Raw genomic sequence first — 21526 nt, forward strand, 5'->3', positions numbered from 1 at the left:
CGGTGAACCTTGCGTCCACGCCCGCATTGGCTCCGATCGAGGAACCGTCAGGCGGCCGTGCCGGAAGCGCCGGGGCCGCTATCCGGCCACGGCCGGTGCACAGCCGCTGGCCCCATCACGAACCCGACGAGATCGAGGCCGTGGCGCAAGTGCTGCGGTCCGGCAGGGTCAACGCCCTTGTCCATGGCACCGAAAATCGCGCGTTCGCAGCGGAATTCAGCCGCTTCATCGGAATGCCGGAAGGCATGTGCATCGCCAACGGCACGCTCACTCTCGAAGTGGCCCTGCGCGCGCTGGGGATCGGGCCGCGCGACGAGGTGATCGTTCCCGCGCGCAGTTTCTTCGCCACGGCAAGCTGCGTTCTGGCCGTGGGCGCGATCCCCGTCTTCGCCGATGTCGATCCGGTAAGCCAGAACATCGATCCCCGTTCGGCCGCGCGGCTGGTGAATTCCGCCACGAAAGCGATGATCTGCGTCCACCTTGCGGGCTGGCCCTGCGACATGGACGCGCTTGCGGAGCTTTGCGACACGCATGGCCTGCACCTGATCGAGGACTGCGCGCAGGCCCACGGCGCAACCTGGCGCGGGCGTCCGGTCGGCTCCTTCGGGGCGGCGGCGTCCTTCTCGTTCTGCACGGACAAGATCATGTCCACCGGCGGCGAAGGCGGCCTCCTGCTGTTTCGCGATCACCCGACATGGCTGCGCGCCTGGGCCATCAAGGACCATGGCAAGAACTACCTCAAGACCGTGGACGGCGGCGGCACGCCGGGCGCCTTCCGCTACGTTCACGACACGCCGGGCTCGAACTACCGGATGACGGAGATGCAGGCCGCGCTGGGCCGCTGCCAGCTCGCCAAGCTGCCTCGCTGGCTCGAAGCGCGGCGGCGCAATGCGCAGGTCCTGCTCGATCTCCTGGTGCAAGTGCCCGGCATCCTCCTGCCTGCCGTGCCATCCGAAGCCGGCCATGCCTGGTACAAGTTCTATGTCCAGCTGACGGACCCCGACGATATCGTGGAGGAACGCCGCCGTCTCGTGCTGGCGGGGCTGCTGGCGCGGGGAATCCCGGCGGGAAGCGGATCGTGCCCCGACATGAGCCGCGAGCACGCCCTTTCCGGCATCCCGATCCGCCGCGACGGGGGGCTGGGCAACGCGATCGGCCTGGGGAGACGGACGCTGATGTTCCCCGTCGATCACACGCTGAACACGGCAGACATGGAGCGCATCGCCGAAGGGCTGCGCGAAACGATGATGGAGACGAAAGCGCAATGAAGGCTCCCAGCTGGCATCCCGATTTCATCGTCATCGGCGCGGTCAAGGCTGCCACGACCTGGATACAGGCGCGCCTTCAGGAAAATCCGCAGATATTCATGCCCGACCCGGAACCCCATTACTTCAGTTCCGGATTCGATCACGGCGAGCAATGGTATCGCAGTTTCTTCAGAGACCGGCCCGAGACCGCGGAAGTGATCGGCGAGAAGTCCGCGGACTATCTCGCCCATCCGCTCGCCGCACACCGCATTGCCCAGACGCTCCCCGAGGCGCGGCTGGTGCTGCAGCTTCGCAACCCGGTGGCCCGTGCCTATTCGGACTACAAGATGTTCTTCCGCCGGGGACAGGCGAAAGGCCCGCCCGAAGATTACCTCCAGGGCGCCGAATCGCCTTATCCGCGGTTTCTGGAAGACGGCCTCTACGCCCGCCACTTGTCCCGCTGGTTCGACCTGTTCCCCCGCGAACAGATCCTGATCTACCTTTACGAAGACGTGGCCGTTCACCCGCAGCGGATCGTCGAGGCGGTCTCGGCGCATATCGGCGTCGCCCCGGTGTTCCGGAAGGAAGCCGCGGCGGAACGCGAGAACAACAGCCAGGCCGCCATCCTGCCGCTGCCGCTCCGCAAGGCGCTGGCGCCGCTCAAGGACAGCGTGCGCCCACTGCGCGGCAAGCAGGTGTTCGAGAACGTGCGTTCCCTGCTGGCACGCGAGATAACCTATCCGCCGCTCAGCCCAGCCCTGCGCGAACGGCTCACCGATTACTACGCCCGCGACATCGAGACACTGGAGGCGATCTGCGGGCTCGACCTGTCGCGCTGGAAGGCCACGGCCCGGAACACCGCCTGACCGCTCAGAGCCCCGGCAGCAGACCGTTCACGGCAAGCAATCCGGCGACCAGCGCCGTTACCTGCACGCCCACGATCAGGCGCAGGCGGTTAACGAATGGCTGCTTGCGTGTCTTGTGCCGCAGCATCCGCCGCGCGATCAGGGCCCCGGGGGAGCCACCGATCGCGGCATATGTGAGCAGCTTGGATTCCGGCACCCGGCGACCGCCACGGATCGCCCGCTCCTTGTCGAATGCGAAAGCCACGAAAGCAATGAAGTTCACGGCTCCAAAATAGAGCCCCGCCAGATCAGCCTTGTCCATCCCGCCGCCCTTCTCAATTCAGCGGTGCCACGTCCACCGAGAAGAACATGTTCTGCTGTGACGATCCCCTGAAAGTACCGTCCAGCGGTGCCACGTCCGAGTAATCGCGCCCCATGCCGATGAAGATATGGTCGGCATCGGCCAGCATGTCGTTCGTGGGATCGAAGCCGACCCAGCCCAGTTCCTCGCCGCACCACAAGTTGACCCAGGCATGCATGGCGTCCGCCCCGACCAGCCGGTCCCGGCCCGGCGGCGGCAGGGTGCGCAGGTAGCCGCTGACGTAGGCCGCCGGAATCCCGTGCGCGCGCGCGGCGATGATCATGATGTGGCTGAAGTCCTGGCAGACGCCGTGGCGGGCGTGAAAAGCCTCGATGGGGGGCGTATCGGCGGCGGTCGCCCCGGAATCGTAGGCGAACTGTCCATGGATCGCCGACATCAGCGCCCTGCCGGCTTCCATGACCGGCATCGCATCGTTGAGAAAGCCGCTGGCCCAGAGCGCGATGTCACGCTCCGGCGCGGCAATCGGCGAGGCGAAGATGTAGGACGCGGGGCCGCGCGCCGAGAGATCGGGCTTCTTCATCGCCCGCTCCCGCAAGTCGGCAAGCCCCGGCCCGCTCGATCCGGTGACGAAGAACGGCAGCGGCTCGCGCTCGACGATGAAGCGGCTCTCGATCCGAAGCTGGGCTATCGGCTTGCGCAACGCGAAGCGCGCCTCGTTGATGTAGTAGCCGCCTTCGCCGTCCACCACTTGCGCCGGCTGCGGATCGACGGTGAGCCGGTAGTCGCTCACCACCTGCCCGGGCCAGGCGGCGGGGCGCAGGCGGATGTTGAACTGCGCAAGCTGCACCGGCGCTGCATATTTCAGCGTGGTGAGGTGGCTGACCGAATAGCGCATCACAGCAGGGCCGTCCGTTTCTCCGCCTCGTCCGCCTCGAACTGGAGGAAATAGCGCGACGAGATCGCATCCGAGAGGCCGAGCAACTGCCCCTCGATCCCGGCCAGCCACTGCGAACCGGTATCCTGCGCATTCGCCGCCTGGACCTGCCCCAGCAGCGCGCGGGCAAGGCGCATCGGCGGTTCGGGCAGATTATCGTCGCGGACGCTCGGCAAGGCGGCCAGATGCTCGACGATACCGGCGATCTGGAACACCAGCGCACGGGGATTGTCGGGATCAAGCAGGACGAGATCGCGCACCGGCCCGGCCATCGGCCCGGTCAGGTAGCGTGTCCGGTAGATGATCTGGCTGTCGCACAGGTCCAGCAGGACACCGAGCGCGCCGTCTTTCTCCCCGCCCTCTTCCAGCTCGCCAAGTCGGCGCACCATGCGGCAGATGCCCTGCGCCCGCTCGATGCGCTGGCCGATTTCCAGGAACCGCCAGGCCGCGGAGCGCACCATGTTTTCAGAGACGAGACCCGAAAGCGCGCTGTAATGCTCCGTCAGCATGCGCACCGCCGCGAGCAGCGTGGCCGGACGATGGATATCGACAGGCGGCATCGGACGACTGACGAGCCGCCAGAAATCACGCGCGAAACGCTCCCGCAGGGACAGGCCCACGGCCTGGCGGCGGCGCATCAGCGCCGTCACGCCGCCGGGAAGCTGCGCTTCGACAAGGGCGGCTGCACAGATCGCGGCGGCCGGCCGGGTGGCCGCCGAGCGCGGGATCACGGCGCCCTCCACCAGCAGTTCGACCAGCGCGTTGGACACGCCGATCCGGTCGCTCACGCCGCCTTCGACCTCCACCGAACCGTCGAGCAGGGCGCGCAGCACCCGTGTAACGTACTGCGCCCGTTCGTTGTAGCGGCCGAACCAGTAGAGGTTGTCCGCCGCCTGGCTGGCAAGGATGCCGCCCCCGCGCGAGATCGGCGGTTCGTCGATGACACGGGGAACCTGGGCCGCATCCGGCGGCCGGTCCTCGATCACCCAGACGTCTGCCGAAAGATCACCCTCGCCCATCAGCGATGTCGGCAGCGCCTTGCCCGAGGAGAGGCGCGCGAACCCGCCGTGCATGACCGTCCAGTCCCCTTTCGCGTCGCGGGCCACGAAAGCGCGGACGGTGAAGGGGCGCGGTGCCAGTTCGCCATTTATGATCGCCGGGGTGGTGGAGAGATGCACGATCTCCTGCCCGCAATAGTCCATCGGCCGCCGGGAAAGCGCCTCCAGCAGCGCGGCCCGTTCGGCGCCTTCCAGTTCGGCCCCGGCCACGGGTTCGCGCCGCGCCAGCCCTTCGACCGGCTGGCCGAAGGCGGGAACGAGCGCAAGCTGGTCAAGCCGGGACGCCACGATCGCGCTCTCGGTCGCCTGTCCGCACCACCATGTCGCCACGTTCGGCAGCAAGGGTTCCTCGCCCAGCAGCACCCGGCAGAGACGCGGCAGGAATGCGGCGAAAGCGGGGCTTTCCAGCACTTCGGTTCCCGGCCAGTTGACCATGCCGACACCGCCCCCTGCCCAGGCCTCGAACAGGTTGGCCACGCCGAGTTCGGACTTGGCATCGAAGGAAAGCGGATCGAGCGCGGTGGTATTGATCCAGCGCCAGATCGCATCGACCCGCTTGGGCCCCGCGATGGTGCCGACCCAGAGCCGGTCGTCCATCACCGAAAGGTCCCGGCCTTCCACCAGCGGAAAACCGAGATAGCGCGCCAGATGGGCCTGTTCGGCATATGTCTGGTTGAACCGCCCGGCGGTAAGCAGGGCGATGCGCGGCGAATCCCGGCCGCAGGCGGCGACCATGCCCTCCCGCATCTGGTCGAAGAACTCGACGATGCGGCGCACGTGGCTCTCGGCCAGAAGGTGCCCGCCGGTCCGGGTCATGGCGAGACGGTTCTCCAGCGCGTAGCCGATCCCGCTGGACATGCGCACGCGGTCCTGCAGGACCCGCCACTGGCCGCGCGGGCCGCGCGCGAGATCGGCGGAATAGACCTGGATATAGCGCCCGTCGCGCGGGGCACGGCCAAGCATCTTGCGCGCGAAGAACGGGCTCCCCGCGATAACGGCGGCCGGCAGGTGGCCGTCCTTCACCAGCTGCTGGGGTCCGTAGATGTCCGAGGCGAGACGCTCGAGCAGGTTCGCCCGCTGGACGAGGCCGCGCTCGATCCCCGCCCATTCGGACGCGCCGATCACCAGCGGCATGGCGTTGAGCGGCCAGTCCCGCTCCTCCTCGTCGCCAGTGACGCGGAAGGTCAGGCCGAGATCGGCGGCATGGCGCGTGACGGTGTCCTGCAGGACGGCGGGATCGCCCTCCGCCAGCGCCGAGAGGCCGGAAGCCACCGCGCGCCAGTGTGCCGCGACCGGCTCGGCCGCGTCGCCGAACAGGTCGCCGCCGGTCACCGCCACCGGATAGGCATCCAGCCAGCCCGTCGCGATTTCGGTCAAGCCGGCCGGCGGGCTGGAGGGCGGACTTGAGGACATGGCATCAGACTACGCGCGGCGGGCGGCGAAGGTCCAGCGAATACGGGAATTCGCCCGGTGCTTCTTCCGGCGGCACCGCCAGGGGCCCCGGAGAATGTCCGTGCGGCTGGAACCGCGCCTTGCGCCGGGCTTCGGCCTCGTAGCCGTTGATCGGCACATCGTCGTAATTGCGGCCTCCGGGATGCGCGACGTGATAGACGCAGCCTCCCAGCGACCGATTGTTCCACAAGTCGAAGATGTCGAACGTTAGCGGGGCATTGGACGCCAGCATGGGGTGCAGGCACTCGGCCGGCGCCCACGCCTTGTAGCGCACACCGCCCACCCCTTCGCCCGGCCCTGTCACGGTCAGCGGCACGCGCCGGCCGTTGCAGGAAATGACGTGGCGGCCGGGCACCAGCCCCGTCGCCCGCACCTGCAACCGTTCGGTCGAACTGTCGACATAGCGCACCGTGCCGCCGATCGCCCCGGTTTCGCCAAGGACGTTCCAGGGTTCGAGCGCATGGCTGATTTCAAGGCTCACGCCCCCGCCTTCCACTTCGCCGTGGACCGGGAAACGGAACATGCGCTGCGCCTCGAACCAGGCCGGATCGAACCGGTATCCCGCCCGCGAAAGGTCGCCAAGCACGTCGAGGAAATCGGCCCAGACGAAGTGGCCAAGCATGAACCTGTCGTGGAGCTGCGTACCCCAGCGCACCAGCGATCCGCCCTGCGGTTCCTTCCAGAACCATGCCGCAAGCGCACGCAGCAGGAGCTGCTGCGCCAGGCTCATCTTCGCATCCGGCGGCATCTCGAAGCCGCGGAACTCGACAAGGCCGAGACGCCCGGTCGGCCCGTCAGGGCTGAACATCTTGTCGATGCAGATTTCGGTGCGGTGCGTATTGCCGGTGACATCGACCAGCAGGTTGCGGAACAGGCGGTCCACCACCCAGGGCGGCGGAAGGTCGGCTTCCCCGGCTCCGGGAACCGGGCCCTGCACCTGCGCAAGCGCGATTTCGAGTTCGTAGAGCGCGTCATGCCGCGCCTCGTCGATACGGGGCGCCTGGCTGGTCGGGCCGATGAACAGGCCCGAGAACAGATAGCTGAGCGATGGGTGGCGCTGCCAGTAGGTCACGAAGCTCTTGAGCAGGTCCGGCCGGCGAATGAACGGGCTTTCGAGCAGGCTCGGCCCGCCCAGCACGATGTGATTGCCGCCGCCCGTGCCGATCGAGCGACCGTCCACCATGAACTTGTCGGCAGTCAGCCCCACTTCGCGCGCGCAGTCGTAAAGGGTTTCGGTGATTTCCACCGTCTCTCGCCACGATGCCGACGGGTGGATGTTCACTTCGATCACGCCGGGATCGGGGGTGATCTTCAGGACCTGCAGGCGCGGATCCGGCGGCGGCGGATAGCCTTCGATCCGGATCGGCATGCCGTGGGTCTCTGCCACCACCTCGACTGCGGCCACGAGTTCGAGATAGTCCTCCAGCCGCTCGGTCGGCGGAATGAACACCGCCAGATAATCTCCGCGCGGCTCCACGGTGATCGCGGTGCGCACCGCACCCTCGATGATCTGCTGCTCGACCACGTCCTGTGCGGCGTGGCCTCCTTCGGCCTGCTCCACCTGCTGCACGCGCAGACCATGGCGATCGGCGGCAGCTTCGCGCGTGTCATGGCCGCGCTCGACCACCTGCTCCCGGAAATCGGCAAGCGGCGAGCGCGGCTCGGCCGTATCGCGGGGGTGGATATAGGGATAGTCGGAAGGCGGCACATAGGGCAGCGATCCCAGCGGAAGCCGGTAGCCCAGGGCCGAATCGCCCGGCACGGCCGTCAGCACCTCCTTGCGTACCCGCCAGCGTTCGCTCTTCCAGCGCGGCACCGAAAGATCGGCCGCATTCCAGCGCTGCACCGGCAGGACATAGCCCACCGCCTTGTCGAGCCCGCGCCGGTAGGTCCGCACGAAACGACGGGACAGTTCCTCGTCATCGACCTTGGGATCGAGCGGGGTGACGTTGAACGGAAGCTCCGCCTCCTTCTCCGCCCATTCCCCGGTATCCTCGTAGACCGGCTGGACGAAGGCCTGCTCCACGCCCAGCCCCCGCGCCGTCTCGCGCAGCAGCGTCTCGGCCACGGCGACATCGACGGTCGGCACGGGTTCCGCCTCTGCATCCCGGGCGCGTGGCTTCTCGTCCGCGATCAGCGAGGGGTCGCGCCAGATCGGCGTGCCGTCCTTGCGCCAGTAGATCGAGAATCCCCAACGCGGCAGGCTCTCGCCCGGATACCACTTGCCCTGCCCGTAATGCAGCAGCGATCCCGGCGCGAACTTCTCGCGCAGAAGGCGGATCAGCTTGTCCGCATAGGCCGCCTTGGTCGGGCCCACGGCATCGCCGTTCCATTCGCCCGCCTCGAAATCGGTATCGGCGATGAAGGTCGGCTCCCCGCCCATCGTCAGATTGGCGCCGGCAGCGTCAAGGTCCGCATCCACCCGGTCGCCCAGGTCGAGCAGGGCCTGCCAGCGCTCCTCGGTGAAGGGCTTGGTGATGCGTACTGCCTCGGCAATGCGGCTTACGCCCATCTCGAAGTGGAATTCGACTTCGGCCGGCTCCGCCATGCCTTCGATCGGCGTGGCGGACCTGTAGTGCGGCGCCGCGCAGAGCGGAATATGCCCCTCTCCCGCGAACATGCCGGAGGTGGCGTCAAGCGCGATCCAGCCCGCGCCGGGCACATAGGCTTCGGCCCAGGCGTGAAGGTCGGTCACGTCCTCCATCACGCCCTTGGGGCCGTCCTTCGGGATCACGTCGGCAACGAGCTGGATCGAATAGCCCGAGACGAAGCGCGCCGCAAAGCCGAGGCGGCGCAGCAACTGCACCAGGAGCCAGGCCGAATCCCGGCATGAACCGATACCGGCGCCCAGCGTTTCCTCGGGGGTCATGACCCCTGTTTCCATGCGGATCACGTAGCCGATGCGCTGCTGCAGCCTGTGATTGATATCGACGAGGAAATCGACCGTGCGCCCCGAGTACCCGGCGTGGGAGGCCACCAGCGATTCGAACAGCTCGCCCTGCTCCTCCACCTCGAAATAGGCGGCGAGGTCCAATTTCAGGGTTTCGGGATAAACGAAGGGATAATTCTCCGCCTCCGGCTCCACGAAGAAATCGAACGGATTGATGACCGCCAGTTCGGCCAGCAGATCCACTTCGATCGAAAAATGATCGACCGGATCGGGGAACACCACCCGCGCCTGCCAGTTGCCATGGGGGTCCTGCTGCCAGTTGAGGAAATGTTCCGGCGGACTGATCTTCAGCGAATAGTTGGGCACCGCCGTGCGGCTGTGCGGCGCCGGGCGAAGCCGGATCAGCTGGGGACCGAGGCGCACTCGCCGCGAATAGCGGTAGCGCGTGAGATGGTGGAGGGCCGCCTTTATCATCGAAAGCGACTGTGCTTGAAACAATGCTGCACTGCAACGATGTTCCAACGATTGACGCCCGCATGACGATGAAATTGCGTATAAGACAATATTACCCGAGGATCGTCGTGATTGCCGCCAAACTGTCATCGTGGCATGCAAGGGCAATCGCCTAGGACGGAGCAGACGTGAAAACCAAGGATATGCTCGAAATTCGCGAAACACCCGAAGAACAGGAAACCTGCGAGATCGCGCAGCTTTCCACCCTGCCCGCCCGCTTCTTCAATCGCGAGCAGAGCTGGCTCGCGTTCAACGAACGCGTTCTCGCCGAAGCGACCAATCCGAACTATCCGCTGCTCGAACGACTCCGCTTCCTGTCCATCTCGGGCAGCAACATCGATGAATTCCTGATGGTGCGCGTCGCCGGGCTCGCCGGCCAGGTGCGCCGCCAGATCGAGGAAATCTCGATCGACGGCCTCACCCCGTCGCAGGCCATCGCCGCAACGCACGAGAAAGTGCTGCAGCTCGAACAGATCCAGCAGGAGACCTGGGCGGGCCTGAAGGTCCAGCTTGCCGAGGAAGGCATCCGCGTCATCGGTGACGGGCGCCTCGATGCCGAGCGCGAGGCATGGCAGCGCGAGTATTTCCTCGAACATGTCATGCCGGTCATCACCCCGCAGGCGATCGACCCGGCGCACCCTTTCCCCTTCGTGGCCAACCAGGGCATCGGCGTGCTCTTCGCGCTGACCCGCCTTGCCGACGATGCGCCCGTCATGGAAATGGTGCTGATCCCCGCGCCGCTGCCGCGCTTCGTGCGCATTCCGGGCGAGGAAGCGGCCTGGATCTCGATCGAGGACCTGATCTGCCGCAATGCCGACCAGCTGTTCCCCGGCTTCGGGGTGAACGGCCACGGCGTGTTCCGCATCCTGCGCGACAGCGACATCGAGATCGAGGAAGATGCCGAGGATCTCGTGCGCTATTATCGCACCGCGATCCAGCGCCGCCGACGCGGGCTCGTGATCGTGCTCCAGCTGCAGGGCGCCTTCGATCCCTCGGCCGAGGAACTGCTGCGCAACCAGCTCGGCCTCGACAAGGCGCTCATCATGAAGACCGAGGGGCTGATCGGCTTCTCCGGCCTTTCCGTGATCTGCGACGAGGACCGCCCCGAGCTCAAGTTCGAACCCTATACCCCCCGCTATCCCGAGCGCATCCTCGAGCATGACGGCGACATCTTCGCCGCCATCCGCGAGAAGGACATCGTCGTCCAGCACCCCTACGAAAGCTTCGAGGTGGTGATCGACTATCTGCGCCAGGCCGCCCGCGACCCCGACGTCGTGGCGATCAAGCAGACGCTCTACCGCGCGGGCAAGCAGTCCGCGATCATTTCCGCGCTCATCTATGCGGCCGAACAGGGCAAGTCGGTCACGGCCGTCGTCGAGCTGAAGGCCCGTTTCGACGAGGAGCAGAACCTGCTCTGGGCCAGCCAGCTCGAACGTGCGGGCGTCCAGGTGATCTACGGATTCGTGGACTGGAAGACGCACGCCAAGGTCTCGATGATCGTGCGCCGCGAAGGCGATGGCTATCGCACCTACTGCCACTTCGGCACGGGCAACTATCACCCGATCACCGCGCGCATCTATACCGACCTGTCCTATTTCACGGCCGATCCCGCGATCGGCCGTGATGTGGGCAAGCTTTTCAACTTCATCACCGGCTATGTCGAACCCAAGGTGACGGAGTGCCTGTCGATCTCGCCGATCTCCCTGCGCTCGACCTTGTACGAATGCATCGACGGCGAGATCGAGAATGCCCGTGCCGGCAAGCCCGCCACGATCTGGGCCAAGCTCAACTCGCTTACCGACCCGGACCTGATCGACCGGCTCTACGCCGCCAGCGAGGCCGGCGTGGAGATCGACCTCGTGGTGCGCGGCATCTGCTGCCTGCGCCCCGGCATCACCGGCCTTTCCGAGAATATCACGGTGAAATCCGTGATCGGCCGGTTCCTCGAACATTGCCGCATCTGGGCCTTCGCCAATGGCGCCGAACTTCCCAATCGCCGCGCCAGGGTCTTCATCACTTCGGCCGACGCCATGAGTCGCAATCTCGACCGCCGCGTCGAGGTCATGGTGCCGATCACCAACAAGACGGTGCACGATCAGGTGCTCGATCAGGTCATGCTGGCCAATCTGCTCGATACCGAACAGTCATGGATCCTGCATCCGGACGGCACCTCGGAACGGGTGGGCGAGAGCGACAACCCGTTCAATCTCCACCGTTATTTCATGACGAACCCGTCCCTCTCGGGCCGCGGCGCTTCACTCGCCAGTGGACGAAAGGTACCAAAGCTCTCGCTAAGACGCGGTAATATCTGACATAGGGAACGCAGGTCGCCCGGAACCCGGGCCTATGCGATACGTCTGAACGGAATGATCGGCATCAGCCACAGCAGCGAAAAGCGCGCCATCATCGACATCGGCTCGAACACGGTGCGCCTCGTCGTATACAACGGGCCGCCCCGTGCGCCGGTCGTCGTCCTGAACGAGAAAGTGAACGCCCGGCTCGGGCGCGATCTCGGGAAGACCAAGGCGATCTCCGAAAAGGCGATGAAGACCGCGCTCGTCGCGCTTGGCCGGTTTGCCGGGCTGCTCCGCCTGCTGGATGTGAAGGATGTCGAATGCGTGGCGACCGCCGCGGCGCGGGACGCTTCGAACGGCAAGGAATTCCTTGACGCCGTGCGCCAGCTCGGGCTCGAACCCCGCCTGCTTTCGGGCGAGGAGGAAGCCCGCGCCAGCGCCACCGGCGTGATCGCGGCCTTCCCCGGCGCTCGCGGCATCGCGGCCGATCTCGGCGGCGGCAGCCTCGAACTGGTGGAGATCGCCGATGGCGTGAGCAACGGCGGCATCACTCTCCCGCTCGGCACCCTGCGCCTGCCGGACCTTCGCGCAGCCGGTGAGGCAGCATTTTCCGAAACCGTGCAAAGCCGCCTCCAGAAGGCGGGATGGAACAAGGGCCGCGGACAGCCGCTCTATATCGTCGGCGGTTCCTGGCGTGCGCTGGCGCTTCAGGCCATGCGCGCGCTCGACTTCCCGGTGGACGATCCGCACGGCTTCGAGCTGGAAGCGGCAGAGGCCCTGCGCCTCGCCCGCATCTTCGCGAAGGGCAAGCTGAACGACGTCGATCCGCGCATCTCCGGTTCACGCCTCGCCAGCCTGCCGGACGCCGCCGCGCTGATGGTCGAGGTTATTACCCGGCTGGAACCCTCCAAGCTGGTGTTTTCATCCTGGGGCCTGCGCGAGGGGCTTCTTCACGCCCAGCTTCCGGCCGAAATCCAGGCGCAGGACCCGATGCTGGCCAGCGTTGCCGGCTTCTCCGCCTCGGCCCGCGTCACCGCCGAGGATGCCATGGCCCTCGCCCGCTGGACGGCGCCGGTCTGCCGCGAAGAACCGCAGGATCGCCAGTTGCGGCAGGCTTCCGGCCTGCTCGCCCTCGCCGCCATGCGCACCGAACCGAACCTGCGCACCGAGGAAGCCATGACCTGGGCTCTGCGCAAACGCTGGATCGGCCTCGACATGCACGGGCGCGGGATGATGGCGATGACCGTCTTCGCCAATTCCGGCCAGACCGAAGTGCCCGAGCAGTTCACCCGGCTCGCCGTTCAGGAAGACCTTGACCGCGCAATCGGCTGGGGCCTTGCCGTGCGCCTCTGCCGCCGACTGACCGGCTGCACCGCACAAGGCCTCGCGCGCAGTTCAATCCGCAGCGAGGACGGAAAGCTGATCCTTACGCTCGGCGATTCCATGCGCCCGCTCTACAGCCCGGGCGTCGCCAAAGACCACAAGTCGCTGTCCGAATGGCTGGGGCTGGCGGCGACGGTCCATGATCCCGAGGGCAACGTCCTGATCGATTGACGGCGGAACGATCGCAGCGGCTGCCGAACTACCAGTCCTGCGCCATGGCCGGCAGTCTCTGCACAAGGAAATCGATCCACGCGCGGGTCTTGGCCGCGGGGCGCCGCGTCCGGTGCGTGACGGCGTGAACGGCGCCGAGATCCAGCAGTTCCGCTCCCAGGTCCAGTTCCACCAGTCGCCCATCGCCGATGGCGCGATCCACGAAGAAGCGCGGGCCGTAGACGAGGCCCATGCCCGCCACCGCCGCCTGGGCAAGAACCTGCCCGTTGTTCGCATGGAGCGAGCCGCGCACCGCCACCGCGCGGCTGCCGTCGCGGCCGAAGCCCCAGCGCGTGGTGCCGGTCTCGTTGCCCAGCGTGTAGCCGAGGCAGTCATGCCCTGCCAGATCGTCCAGCGAATGCGGCGTCCCGCGCCTTTCGAGATAGGCGGGCGAAGCACAGATAGCCATCCGCACGGGCGCGAGCTTGCGGGCGACGAGATTGCTGTCCGCCAGTCGGCCGATGCGCACGGCGACATCCCAGCGCTCCTCCAGCAGGTCGACCACACGGTCGTTCAGCCCCAGTTCCACGGTGACGGCAGGATGGCGTTCGTGGAACGCGGTGACGAGATCGACGAGGTAGGCGCTGCCGAAAGCGGCCGGCCCCGAGACGCGCAGCAGCCCCTCCACCGCCGCGGACTGGGCCATGGCCTCCGCATCGGCATCCTCCAGTTCCGCCAGCACGCGCTCGGCCTTGTCGAGATAGGCAGCCCCCACTTCGGTAAGCGCAAGGCGGCGCGTCGTGCGGTTCGCCAGGGTCGCGCCGAGGCGCTGTTCCAGCGCATTGAGGTGCTTGGCCGCCATCGCCGGAGACATCGAGAGATCGCGCGCCGCTGCCGAAAGGCCGCCCAGACGGATCGCCTTGACGAAAACCTCGATGCCCTTCAGCCGGTCCATTCAACACCTGTGATAAAAAGTCATTCAACAAACTGCATGATTATCACCAATCAGGAGAAGGTCTAGATCGGCTCTCGAAAGGAAGCCCCCCCATGAACCAGCCTTCGACGATCCCCTCCCCCCAGACCGCACCTTACGGCGCCTTCGTCCTGCGCGTGGCGCTCGGCACAGTGTTCCTCGCCCATTTCGCGCTCAAGCTGTTCGTCTTCACGCCTGCCGGAACCGCCGCGTTCTTTGGCAGTCTCGGCCTTCCCGGCGGCCTTGCCTATGTGACGATGGCGGCCGAACTTCTCGGCGGCCTTGCGCTGATCCTGGGCATCTACGCCCGCGTCGTTGCGCTGGCCTTGATCCCGCTGCTGCTCGGCACCATCGTGATGGTGCATGGAGCCAACGGCTTCTTCTTCGATTCCAAGGGTGGCGGCTGGGAATATCCCGCCTTCTGGTCGATCACCCTCTTCGTCCTCGCCCTGATCGGAGACGGTGCCCACGCACTGATCCCCACGCGGCGCTGAAAGGAACACGCACCATGACCCGCCAACCCAGCTTCTTCATTCCCCACGGCGGCGGCCCCTGCTTCTTCATGCCGGACCCGCAAGGCAACTGGGAAACGATGGCCGAGTTCCTGCGCGGCCTGCCCGCCCGCCTGCCCGAAGCGCCCAAGGCGATCCTCGTGGTGTCCGGGCACTGGGAAACGCACGGCTTCGCCTTCACCGGCGCCGAGCGACCCGCGCTGCTTTATGATTACTACGGCTTTCCGCAGCACACTTACGAGCTGCGCTTCGATGCCCCCGGCTCACCCTGGCTGGCAGCCCGCGCGAGCCAGCTCCTGCGCGAGGCCGGCTTCGCGGCAGCCGCCGATCCGCAGCGCGGGTACGACCACGGGGTGTTCGTTCCACTGAAGGTGGCGTGGCCCGCTGCGGATGTCCCTGTCGTGGAGATGTCGCTGGACCGTTCGCTCAATCCGGCAATGCACCTCGCCGCCGGGCAGGCCCTCGCCCCGCTGCGCGACGAAGGCGTGCTGATCCTGGGATCGGGCATGAGCTTCCACAACATGCGCGGCTACGGCAATCCGGCCTCGACCGCACCTTCGCTGGCATTCGACGAGTGGCTGACCGAGGCTGCCGAAGCCGGACCGGATGACCGGGCCAAGGCCCTGTCGCGCTGGGCGGATGCTCCCGGAGGGCGGTTCTCGCACCCGCGCGAGGAACACCTGCTGCCGCTGATGGTGGCTGCAGGTGCCGCACAGGGCGCCGGGGAAAAAGTCTACTCCGATATCGTGCTCAAGACGGCGATCTCGGCGTTCCGGTTCGATTGAGAAACATCGGGACAGGCAGGGGCCAGACCCCTGCCTGTCCTCAATGCAAGAGCTCGCAGCGGTTCCGTCCGCCCCGCTTCGCGGCGTAAAGCGGCCCATCTGCCGCCGCGAGCCAGTCCTCGACACTGGCGATCGCCGCATTCAGCGGGGCGATGCCGAAGCTGGCCGTGACACGGATCGTGCCGCCGCCCGGCAGCGTAATGTCACGGGCGGCAAGCGTCTCCCGAAAACGCTCCACCGCCGCAAGAGCATCGGACGGTTCGGTTTCCGGCAGGAGAACGGCAAACTCCTCGCCGCCGAGCCTGCCGAGGAAATCGACCGGCCGCGTCGAGCCGACCACCGTCGCCGCCATTTCGCGCAGGACCGCGTCTCCGGCCGGATGGCCATGCGTGTCGTTCACCCGCTTGAAGTGGTCGAGATCGATCAGCACGAGGCAGCACGGACGGCCGTAGCGCTGGAAGCGGGTCATCTCCTGCTTCGCCTTGTCCACGAAACCGCGCCGGGTCAGCGCCCCGGTAAGCTGGTCCCGCTCGGCGATGCGGCGCAGTTCCAGCTCGTTCATGACGATACGGGCGAAATTGGAGAGGATCGCCACTTCGGCTTCGTTGAAATCGCGCACCTTGTCGTCGATCGCGCAAAGGACGCCCACGTTGTAACCCTCCGGCGTCAGCAGCGGAATACCGGCATAGCTGCGCACGCCGGGCTCGGTCGCCACGAAGGGATTGTCGGCAAAGCGCGCGTCGAGCCGGGCATCGGAGATCAGGAACGGTGCGGTCTGCTGGATCGCATGCGTGCAGAACGAGACACTGCGCGGCGTTTCCGAAACGTCCAGCCCGCTGCGCGCCTTGAACCACTGGCGGTCGGCATCGACCAGCGTGACGGCGGCCATCGGCACGCGAAGCACGGCCCGCACCAGAGAGACGACATGCTCGAAAGCCTCCTCCGGCTCGCTGTCGAGCACTTCGAGGTTCTGCAGGGCGGCAAGGCGGCCCTGCTCGTCGTTCAGGATGGTTTGCGGGAGCATCGAGGAGGCGTTCCGACCGCGCCGCCCCGTCGCAAGGGTGGCAATGTTGAACCAGAGACCGGCTCCCGGCAGATAGTCCTGCCGTGCGAACCGGTCGCGAAAGGGCGCGCGAGCCTCACCTGGCCGAATCCCGGCAACGGCTCCCCGATTCCCCGTACACATCCATAGTGCAGGATTAAATTTCTTAAAACGCAAGACAGCCTCGACACGGCGTATCCCGGGCGAAATCGGGCGGACATCGCAGCCACAATGGCTGCATCGGCGCGATCAGGGCAGGATCTCTATCGCGGTTCCATCGCCGACCGATTCCCAGAGGAATTCGATCTCGTCATTGGAAACGGCGATGCACCCATCGGTCCAGTCGCCCGGCACCCGGCCTTGCGGCAGGGAGTTGGGCTGCCCGTGAATCATGATCATCCCGCCCGGCGAACGCCCGCGCGCCTGTGCATAGGCGCGGTCCTGCGGGCCGGGATAGGAGATGTGGAGCGAGAGGTGATAGGCGCTGGCAGGGTTGCCCCAGTCGATCTCGTAGCGCCCCTCGGGGGTTCGCTCGTCGCCCTCGAAGCGCTTGGGGCCGGTCGGCTCGTCGCCCAGCTGGATATGCTCGATCCTGTGAACGAGCCGGTCGCCGGACCAGAGTTCCATGAACCGCGCCGCCTTGCGCACGCGGATCAGGTCGATTTCGGGAAGCGGCGGCGCAGGCTCGGCGTCGGCGGCGCCGATACCGAGCAGTAGCAGGAGCGGCGCGAGTCTGGACCCGCGCCGCACCGGATCAGTCCTGGAAAGGATCGCGCACGAGGATGGTATCCTCGCGCTCGGGGCTGGTCGAAACCAGTGCCACCGGGGTTTCGATCAGTTCCTGCACGCGCTGGATGTACTTGATCGCCTGTGCAGGCAGATCGGCCCAGGAACGGGCGCCGGCGGTGGTGCCCTGCCAGCCGTCCATTTCCTCGTAGATCGGCTCGACATTGGCCTGATCGGCGGCGTGGCTCGGGAAATAGTCCAGAACCTTGCCGTGGAGGCGGTAGCCGGTGCAGATCTTCACCTTCTCGAAGCCGTCGAGAACGTCGAGCTTGGTGAGAGCGATGCCGGTCACGCCCGAGATCGCGCAGGACTGGCGGGTCAGCACCGCGTCGAACCAGCCGCAACGGCGCTTGCGGCCGGTGACGGTGCCGAATTCATGGCCGCGTTCGCCCAGGCGCTGGCCGGTTTCGTCTTCCAGCTCGGTCGGGAACGGACCCGAGCCGACGCGGGTGGTGTAGGCCTTCACGATACCGAGCACGAAGCCCGTCGCCGCAGGACCGAGGCCCGAACCCGAAGCCGCCGTGCCCGAAACCGTGTTCGAGCTGGTGACGAAGGGATAAGTGCCGTGATCGACATCGAGCAGCACGCCCTGCGCGCCTTCGAACAGGATGCGGGCGCCGGCCTTGCGCACCTTGTTGAGGCGCTTCCACACCGGCTGCGAGAACTGGAGCACGAAGGGCGCGATCTCGCGCAGTTCGGCGAGCAGCGCTTCACGGTCCACCGGCGGCTGGCCGAAACCGGCGCGCAGTGCGTCGTGGTGGGCGCAGAGACGGTCGAGCTGCGGCTCAAGCGCATCGAGGTGCGCAAGATCGCAGACGCGGATGGCGCGGCGGCCGACCTTGTCCTCGTAAGCCGGGCCGATGCCGCGTCCGGTGGTGCCGATCTTGCCCGAACCGGCAGCCGATTCGCGCAGACCGTCGAGATCGCGGTGAAGCGGCAGGATCAGCGGGCAATTGTCCGCGATCGCAAAGTTATCGGGATTGATCTCCACGCCCTGGCCGCGCAGCTTCTCGACTTCCGACTTGAGGTGCCAGGGGTCGAGGACGACGCCGTTGCCGATGATCGACAGGGTGCCGGTGACGATGCCCGAGGGCAGCAGCGAAAGCTTGTAGACCTGCTCGCCCACGACCAGCGTGTGGCCGGCGTTGTGGCCACCCTGGAAGCGGACCACGGCATCGGCGCGGCTTGCCAGCCAGTCGACGATCTTGCCCTTGCCCTCATCGCCCCACTGGGCACCGATCACGGTTACGTTAGCCATGGATATACTCCTCCACCCTGCCTCGGTGGATCCAATAACGCCCTTCGACAGGACTCGGCGATATGGATTGTCATTAGGGCGGAAGCGCCCCGGCTTTTCGTTGGGCGCCCTAGGGGCAAGCCCCCCGGCTAGTCAAGAGCGCGCTCAGGCCAGCGGTATCGCTTCCGCGCCTTCCAACAGGTGCGAACAGCCCAGCGCGACCGGATCGTCGCTTTCGGAAAGCGCCGCCACGGTGGCCCAGCCCACCGCGCGCTGCTGCCCGGCGATGCGCGGATCGTGCCCCAGCGGCAGGAACAGCTTGCGCTGCACTGGCGGCTCGGTGGCCAGCAGGTCCACCAGCGGGTCCGGATAGAGCGAGAAGCCGGTCGCGGCTTCGGGGTGGTGCCCGGTCTGGCCGAGGATGCGATAGGTGCCGCCGCGCCCCAGGCTGCCGGAGATACCCTCGGCATAGATCGTGAAGCCGAACCACGACTGGTACTCGAAGCCATGACGCTCCGAAGGGTCGAGTGTGATGCGCGCCTTGTCGCCCAGGCGCGCCGCGATTTCGCGAAGCCCGGCGATCCGGCTGGCCAGCGCGCCGCCGCTGACACCCTCCGGGGCATCGAAGGCGGCCAGTCGCTCGATCGCGGTGGCGAAGGGGCCGACGGCGTAGAGCAGTGGCAGATAGGCTTCGCCGCCAACATCCACCAGCCCGCCTGCGTCCTTGGCGTCCAGCATCTGGCGCACGGCCTCTATCCGGCCCTCGGGCAGCGGCAGCGCTTCCGCCGACAGCGCGTCAACGAGGTCCGGCATCGTGAAGTCCACCGAAATCCCGGTCGCGCCCGCTGCGCGAAGGGATTCGATCGCCAGTTCCACGATCTCACCGGCGGCGGCAACAGAATCGGTGCCGATCAGCTCCGCGCCGAGCTGAAGACGTTCGCGGCGCGGGTCGAGCCCGTCGCCCTTGATGGTGCAGACCTGACCCGAATAGGACAGGCGCAGCGGGCGCGGCGCCTCGGCAAGGCCGGTGGCGGCGATGCGGGCGACTTGCGCTGTCATGTCCGAGCGCAGCGCGAGCATCCTCATCGACACCGGATCGACGAAACGGAACATGCGCCGCACCTGCACGCCGGCCATGCGGCTGGCGAGCGCCTTTTCGAATTCGATCAGCGGCGTCTCGACGCGTTCGTAGCCATGGCTGGTCAGCACGTCATGCGCCATGCGGCGCACTTGCTGGGAGGCCCAGGCCTGCTGCGGAAGACGGTCGCCCAGTCCTTCGGGCAAGAGATCGCGGTCGTTGTCCTGCATGATGGTCGGGGCCTTAGCGGGATGAGGAAGAATTGTCGATTGGTTGCTGAAAACAGCCCGTTCAGGCACATTTTCGCAAAGGAAAAGGGGCCGGCACTTGCGCACCGGCCCCTTCCGTTGGGAGCTTGTAAATCCGCCCGATCAGACGAACTTGAGCGCCTTAACGGTCTTCACGCCCGGCAGCGAAGTGGCAGCCTTGAGCACGTCTTCCGACACGGCGCTGTCAACCGAGAGCAGCAGAACCGCCTCGCCACCGGTATCGCGGCGACCGAGGTTGAAGGTGCCGATGTTGATCGCGTTTTCGCCCAGCAGGGTGCCGATGCGGCCGATGAAGCCCGGCGCGTCCTCGTTGACGATGTACATCATGTCACCGGCGAGTTCGGCTTCGACCTTGATGCCGAACATCTCGACCAGACGCGGCTCGCGGTTGTTGAACAGCGTGCCGGCCACCGAACGCTCGCCCGCTTCGGTCTTCACCGAGACGCGGATCAGCGTGTGGTAGTCGCCCTCGCGCTCGGTCTTCACTTCGCGCACTTCAAGGCCGCGCTCCTTGGCGAGGAACGGCGCGTTGACCATGTTCACCGTGTCCGACTGGACGCGCATGAAACCGGCCAGCACGGCGGCGGTGATCGGCTTCTGGTTCAGTTCGGCAGCCGCGCCTTCGACGTGGATCGAGATGCGGGGAACCGAATCGCGGGTCAGCTGGCCGACCATCGAGCCGAGCATTTCCGCCAGCTTCATGTAAGGCTTCAGCTTCGGCGCTTCCTCGGCCGAAAGCGAAGGCATGTTGAGCGCGTTGGTGACGCCGCCGTTGACCAGGAAGTCGGCCAGCTGCTCGGCCACCTGAAGCGCCACGTTGACCTGCGCCTCGGTGGTCGATGCGCCAAGGTGCGGAGTGCAGATGAAGTTCGGCGTGCCGAACAGCGGCGAGTCCTTGGCGGGCTCGGTCTGGAACACGTCGAGCGCGGCACCGGCGACGTGGCCGTTGTCGAGCATGGTCTTGAGCGCGGCTTCGTCGATCAACCCGCCACGCGCGCAATTGACGATGCGCACGCCCTTCTTGGTCTTGGCCAGGTTCTCGGCCGAGAGGATGTTGCGGGTCTGGTCGGTCAGCGGCGTGTGCAGCGTGATGAAGTCCGCCTTCTCGAGCAGGGTGTCGAGATCGGCCTTTTCCACGCCCATTTCCACGGCGCGTTCCGGGGTGAGGAACGGGTCGAAGGCGACGACCTTCATCTTCAGGCCCAGCGCGCGGCTGGCGACGATCGAGCCGATGTTGCCGGCACCGATCAGGCCCAGCGTCTTGCCGGTGACTTCAACGCCCATGAAGCCGTTCTTCGGCCACAGGCCCGCTTGCGTCTGCGCGTTGGCTTCAGGAATCTGGCGGGCCAGCGCGAAGATCATGGCGATGGCGTGTTCGGCGGTGGTGATCGAGTTGCCGAACGGCGTGTTCATCACGACGACGCCCTGGGCCGAAGCGGCCGGGATATCGACGTTGTCGACGCCGATACCGGCGCGGCCGATCACCTTCAGGTTCTTCGCGGCGGCGAGGATTTCCTTGGTGACCTTGGTCGACGAACGGATGGCAAGGCCATCATAGTCGCCGATGCGCGCGATCAACTGCTCGGGCGTTTCGCCGGTGATGACGTCTACGTCGCAGCCACGGATCTCGAAGATACGGGCGGCATTGGGGTCCATCTTGTCCGAAATGAGGACGCGGGGCTTGGTCATGGAATTTTTCCTTCACTCGTCATCCCAGCGCAGGCCGGGATCGCAGGCCGCAAGCGCGGCGCTCGGT

The 21526-nt window shown here is 66.5% G+C and carries 16 protein-coding genes; 6 read left to right on the plus strand and 10 right to left on the minus strand.

Annotation, left to right across the window (positions count from 1 at the left end; all coding sequences use genetic code 11):
* Positions 1-2: 2 nt before the first annotated feature.
* The gene (locus U9J33_RS15070; protein WP_324696424.1) at positions 3-1268 is read left to right on the plus strand and encodes a DegT/DnrJ/EryC1/StrS family aminotransferase; all 1266 of its coding nucleotides are present in this window, start codon (positions 3-5) and stop codon (positions 1266-1268) included.
* Positions 1265-2113 (plus strand): sulfotransferase family protein, encoded by an 849-nt coding sequence (locus U9J33_RS15075; RefSeq protein ID WP_054436311.1) that lies wholly within the window; start codon positions 1265-1267, stop codon positions 2111-2113. Before U9J33_RS15070 ends, U9J33_RS15075 begins: the two co-directional genes overlap by 4 nt.
* A 4-nt stretch (positions 2114-2117) precedes the next feature.
* Here the strand turns inward: U9J33_RS15075 and U9J33_RS15080 are convergent, their stop codons facing one another.
* Genes U9J33_RS15080 through U9J33_RS15095 form a run of 4 tightly spaced genes read right to left on the minus strand, consistent with a single transcriptional unit; the run spans position 2118 to position 9222 of the window.
* The gene (locus U9J33_RS15080; protein WP_185996867.1) at positions 2118-2414 is read right to left on the minus strand and encodes a DUF1294 domain-containing protein; all 297 of its coding nucleotides are present in this window, start codon (positions 2412-2414) and stop codon (positions 2118-2120) included.
* Between the two features lie 13 nt (positions 2415-2427).
* Complete coding sequence (locus U9J33_RS15085) at positions 2428-3309, minus strand: transglutaminase family protein (protein WP_185998706.1); 882 nt, start codon at positions 3307-3309, stop codon at positions 2428-2430.
* The gene (locus tag U9J33_RS15090) at positions 3309-5819 is read right to left on the minus strand and encodes a circularly permuted type 2 ATP-grasp protein (protein ID WP_420719846.1); all 2511 of its coding nucleotides are present in this window, start codon (positions 5817-5819) and stop codon (positions 3309-3311) included. The genes U9J33_RS15085 and U9J33_RS15090 overlap by 1 nt, the downstream gene beginning before the upstream one ends.
* A 4-nt stretch (positions 5820-5823) precedes the next feature.
* Positions 5824-9222 carry a transglutaminase family protein gene (locus tag U9J33_RS15095; protein WP_324696430.1) on the minus strand — a complete coding sequence of 1133 codons (3399 nt, stop codon included), beginning with the start codon at positions 9220-9222 and terminating at the stop codon, positions 5824-5826.
* A gap of 182 nt (positions 9223-9404) precedes the next feature.
* On the opposite strand from U9J33_RS15095, the gene U9J33_RS15100 reads away from it, so the two are divergent.
* Both U9J33_RS15100 and U9J33_RS15105 read left to right on the plus strand, forming a co-directional pair.
* Positions 9405-11573: an RNA degradosome polyphosphate kinase gene (locus U9J33_RS15100; protein WP_420719887.1), complete on the plus strand. Its 2169-nt coding sequence runs from the start codon at positions 9405-9407 to the stop codon at positions 11571-11573.
* A gap of 54 nt (positions 11574-11627) precedes the next feature.
* Positions 11628-13109, plus strand: a complete 1482-nt coding sequence (locus U9J33_RS15105) for a Ppx/GppA family phosphatase (protein WP_185996864.1) — start codon at positions 11628-11630, stop codon at positions 13107-13109.
* A gap of 28 nt (positions 13110-13137) precedes the next feature.
* Here the strand turns inward: U9J33_RS15105 and U9J33_RS15110 are convergent, their stop codons facing one another.
* A complete protein-coding gene (locus U9J33_RS15110; protein ID WP_185996863.1) occupies positions 13138-14043 on the minus strand; it encodes a LysR family transcriptional regulator in 906 nt (301 codons plus the stop codon).
* 92 nt (positions 14044-14135) lie between these two features.
* On the opposite strand from U9J33_RS15110, the gene U9J33_RS15115 reads away from it, so the two are divergent.
* Entirely contained in the window at positions 14136-14555 is a 420-nt protein-coding gene (locus U9J33_RS15115) for a DoxX family protein (RefSeq protein ID WP_324696435.1), read from the plus strand.
* Between the two features lie 14 nt (positions 14556-14569).
* On the plus strand, positions 14570-15358 hold the full coding sequence (locus U9J33_RS15120; protein ID WP_324696437.1) for a class III extradiol ring-cleavage dioxygenase: 789 nt from the start codon (positions 14570-14572) through the stop codon (positions 15356-15358).
* A gap of 40 nt (positions 15359-15398) precedes the next feature.
* Here the strand turns inward: U9J33_RS15120 and U9J33_RS15125 are convergent, their stop codons facing one another.
* The 5 genes from U9J33_RS15125 to serA form a co-directional block, all read right to left on the minus strand.
* A complete protein-coding gene (locus U9J33_RS15125) occupies positions 15399-16382 on the minus strand; it encodes a GGDEF domain-containing protein (protein ID WP_185996861.1) in 984 nt (327 codons plus the stop codon).
* Positions 16383-16649: 267 nt separating this feature from the next.
* Positions 16650-17150 carry a L,D-transpeptidase family protein gene (locus U9J33_RS15130; RefSeq protein ID WP_054436319.1) on the minus strand — a complete coding sequence of 167 codons (501 nt, stop codon included), beginning with the start codon at positions 17148-17150 and terminating at the stop codon, positions 16650-16652.
* A 4-nt stretch (positions 17151-17154) separates the two neighbouring features.
* Positions 17155-18444: an adenylosuccinate synthase gene (locus tag U9J33_RS15135; RefSeq protein ID WP_054436320.1), complete on the minus strand. Its 1290-nt coding sequence runs from the start codon at positions 18442-18444 to the stop codon at positions 17155-17157.
* A gap of 144 nt (positions 18445-18588) precedes the next feature.
* The gene (locus tag U9J33_RS15140; RefSeq protein WP_324696438.1) at positions 18589-19731 is read right to left on the minus strand and encodes an ATP phosphoribosyltransferase regulatory subunit; all 1143 of its coding nucleotides are present in this window, start codon (positions 19729-19731) and stop codon (positions 18589-18591) included.
* Between the two features lie 141 nt (positions 19732-19872).
* On the minus strand, positions 19873-21459 hold the full coding sequence (gene serA / locus U9J33_RS15145) for a phosphoglycerate dehydrogenase (RefSeq protein WP_054436322.1): 1587 nt from the start codon (positions 21457-21459) through the stop codon (positions 19873-19875).
* Positions 21460-21526: the final 67 nt, after the last annotated feature.

Source organism: Novosphingobium sp. RL4 (assembly GCF_035658495.1).
Classification (GTDB): Bacteria; Pseudomonadota; Alphaproteobacteria; order Sphingomonadales; family Sphingomonadaceae; genus Novosphingobium.

What these genes read in the sequence shown, in the direction of transcription:
- U9J33_RS15075 (WP_054436311.1), top strand. Translation starts at nt 1,265, where the DNA reads ATGAAGGCTCCCAGCTGGCATCCCGATTTCATCGTCATCGGCGCGGTC.
- U9J33_RS15080 (WP_185996867.1), bottom strand. Translation starts at nt 2,414, where the DNA reads ATGGACAAGGCTGATCTGGCGGGGCTCTATTTTGGAGCCGTGAACTTC.
- U9J33_RS15085 (WP_185998706.1), bottom strand. Translation starts at nt 3,309, where the DNA reads ATGCGCTATTCGGTCAGCCACCTCACCACGCTGAAATATGCAGCGCCG.
- U9J33_RS15090 (WP_420719846.1), bottom strand. Translation starts at nt 5,819, where the DNA reads ATGTCCTCAAGTCCGCCCTCCAGCCCGCCGGCCGGCTTGACCGAAATC.
- U9J33_RS15095 (WP_324696430.1), bottom strand. Translation starts at nt 9,222, where the DNA reads ATGATAAAGGCGGCCCTCCACCATCTCACGCGCTACCGCTATTCGCGG.
- U9J33_RS15100 (WP_420719887.1), top strand. Translation starts at nt 9,405, where the DNA reads ATGCTCGAAATTCGCGAAACACCCGAAGAACAGGAAACCTGCGAGATC.
- U9J33_RS15105 (WP_185996864.1), top strand. Translation starts at nt 11,628, where the DNA reads ATGATCGGCATCAGCCACAGCAGCGAAAAGCGCGCCATCATCGACATC.
- U9J33_RS15110 (WP_185996863.1), bottom strand. Translation starts at nt 14,043, where the DNA reads ATGGACCGGCTGAAGGGCATCGAGGTTTTCGTCAAGGCGATCCGTCTG.
- U9J33_RS15115 (WP_324696435.1), top strand. Translation starts at nt 14,136, where the DNA reads ATGAACCAGCCTTCGACGATCCCCTCCCCCCAGACCGCACCTTACGGC.
- U9J33_RS15120 (WP_324696437.1), top strand. Translation starts at nt 14,570, where the DNA reads ATGACCCGCCAACCCAGCTTCTTCATTCCCCACGGCGGCGGCCCCTGC.
- U9J33_RS15125 (WP_185996861.1), bottom strand. Translation starts at nt 16,382, where the DNA reads ATGCTCCCGCAAACCATCCTGAACGACGAGCAGGGCCGCCTTGCCGCC.
- U9J33_RS15135 (WP_054436320.1), bottom strand. Translation starts at nt 18,444, where the DNA reads ATGGCTAACGTAACCGTGATCGGTGCCCAGTGGGGCGATGAGGGCAAG.
- U9J33_RS15140 (WP_324696438.1), bottom strand. Translation starts at nt 19,731, where the DNA reads ATGCAGGACAACGACCGCGATCTCTTGCCCGAAGGACTGGGCGACCGT.
- serA (WP_054436322.1), bottom strand. Translation starts at nt 21,459, where the DNA reads ATGACCAAGCCCCGCGTCCTCATTTCGGACAAGATGGACCCCAATGCC.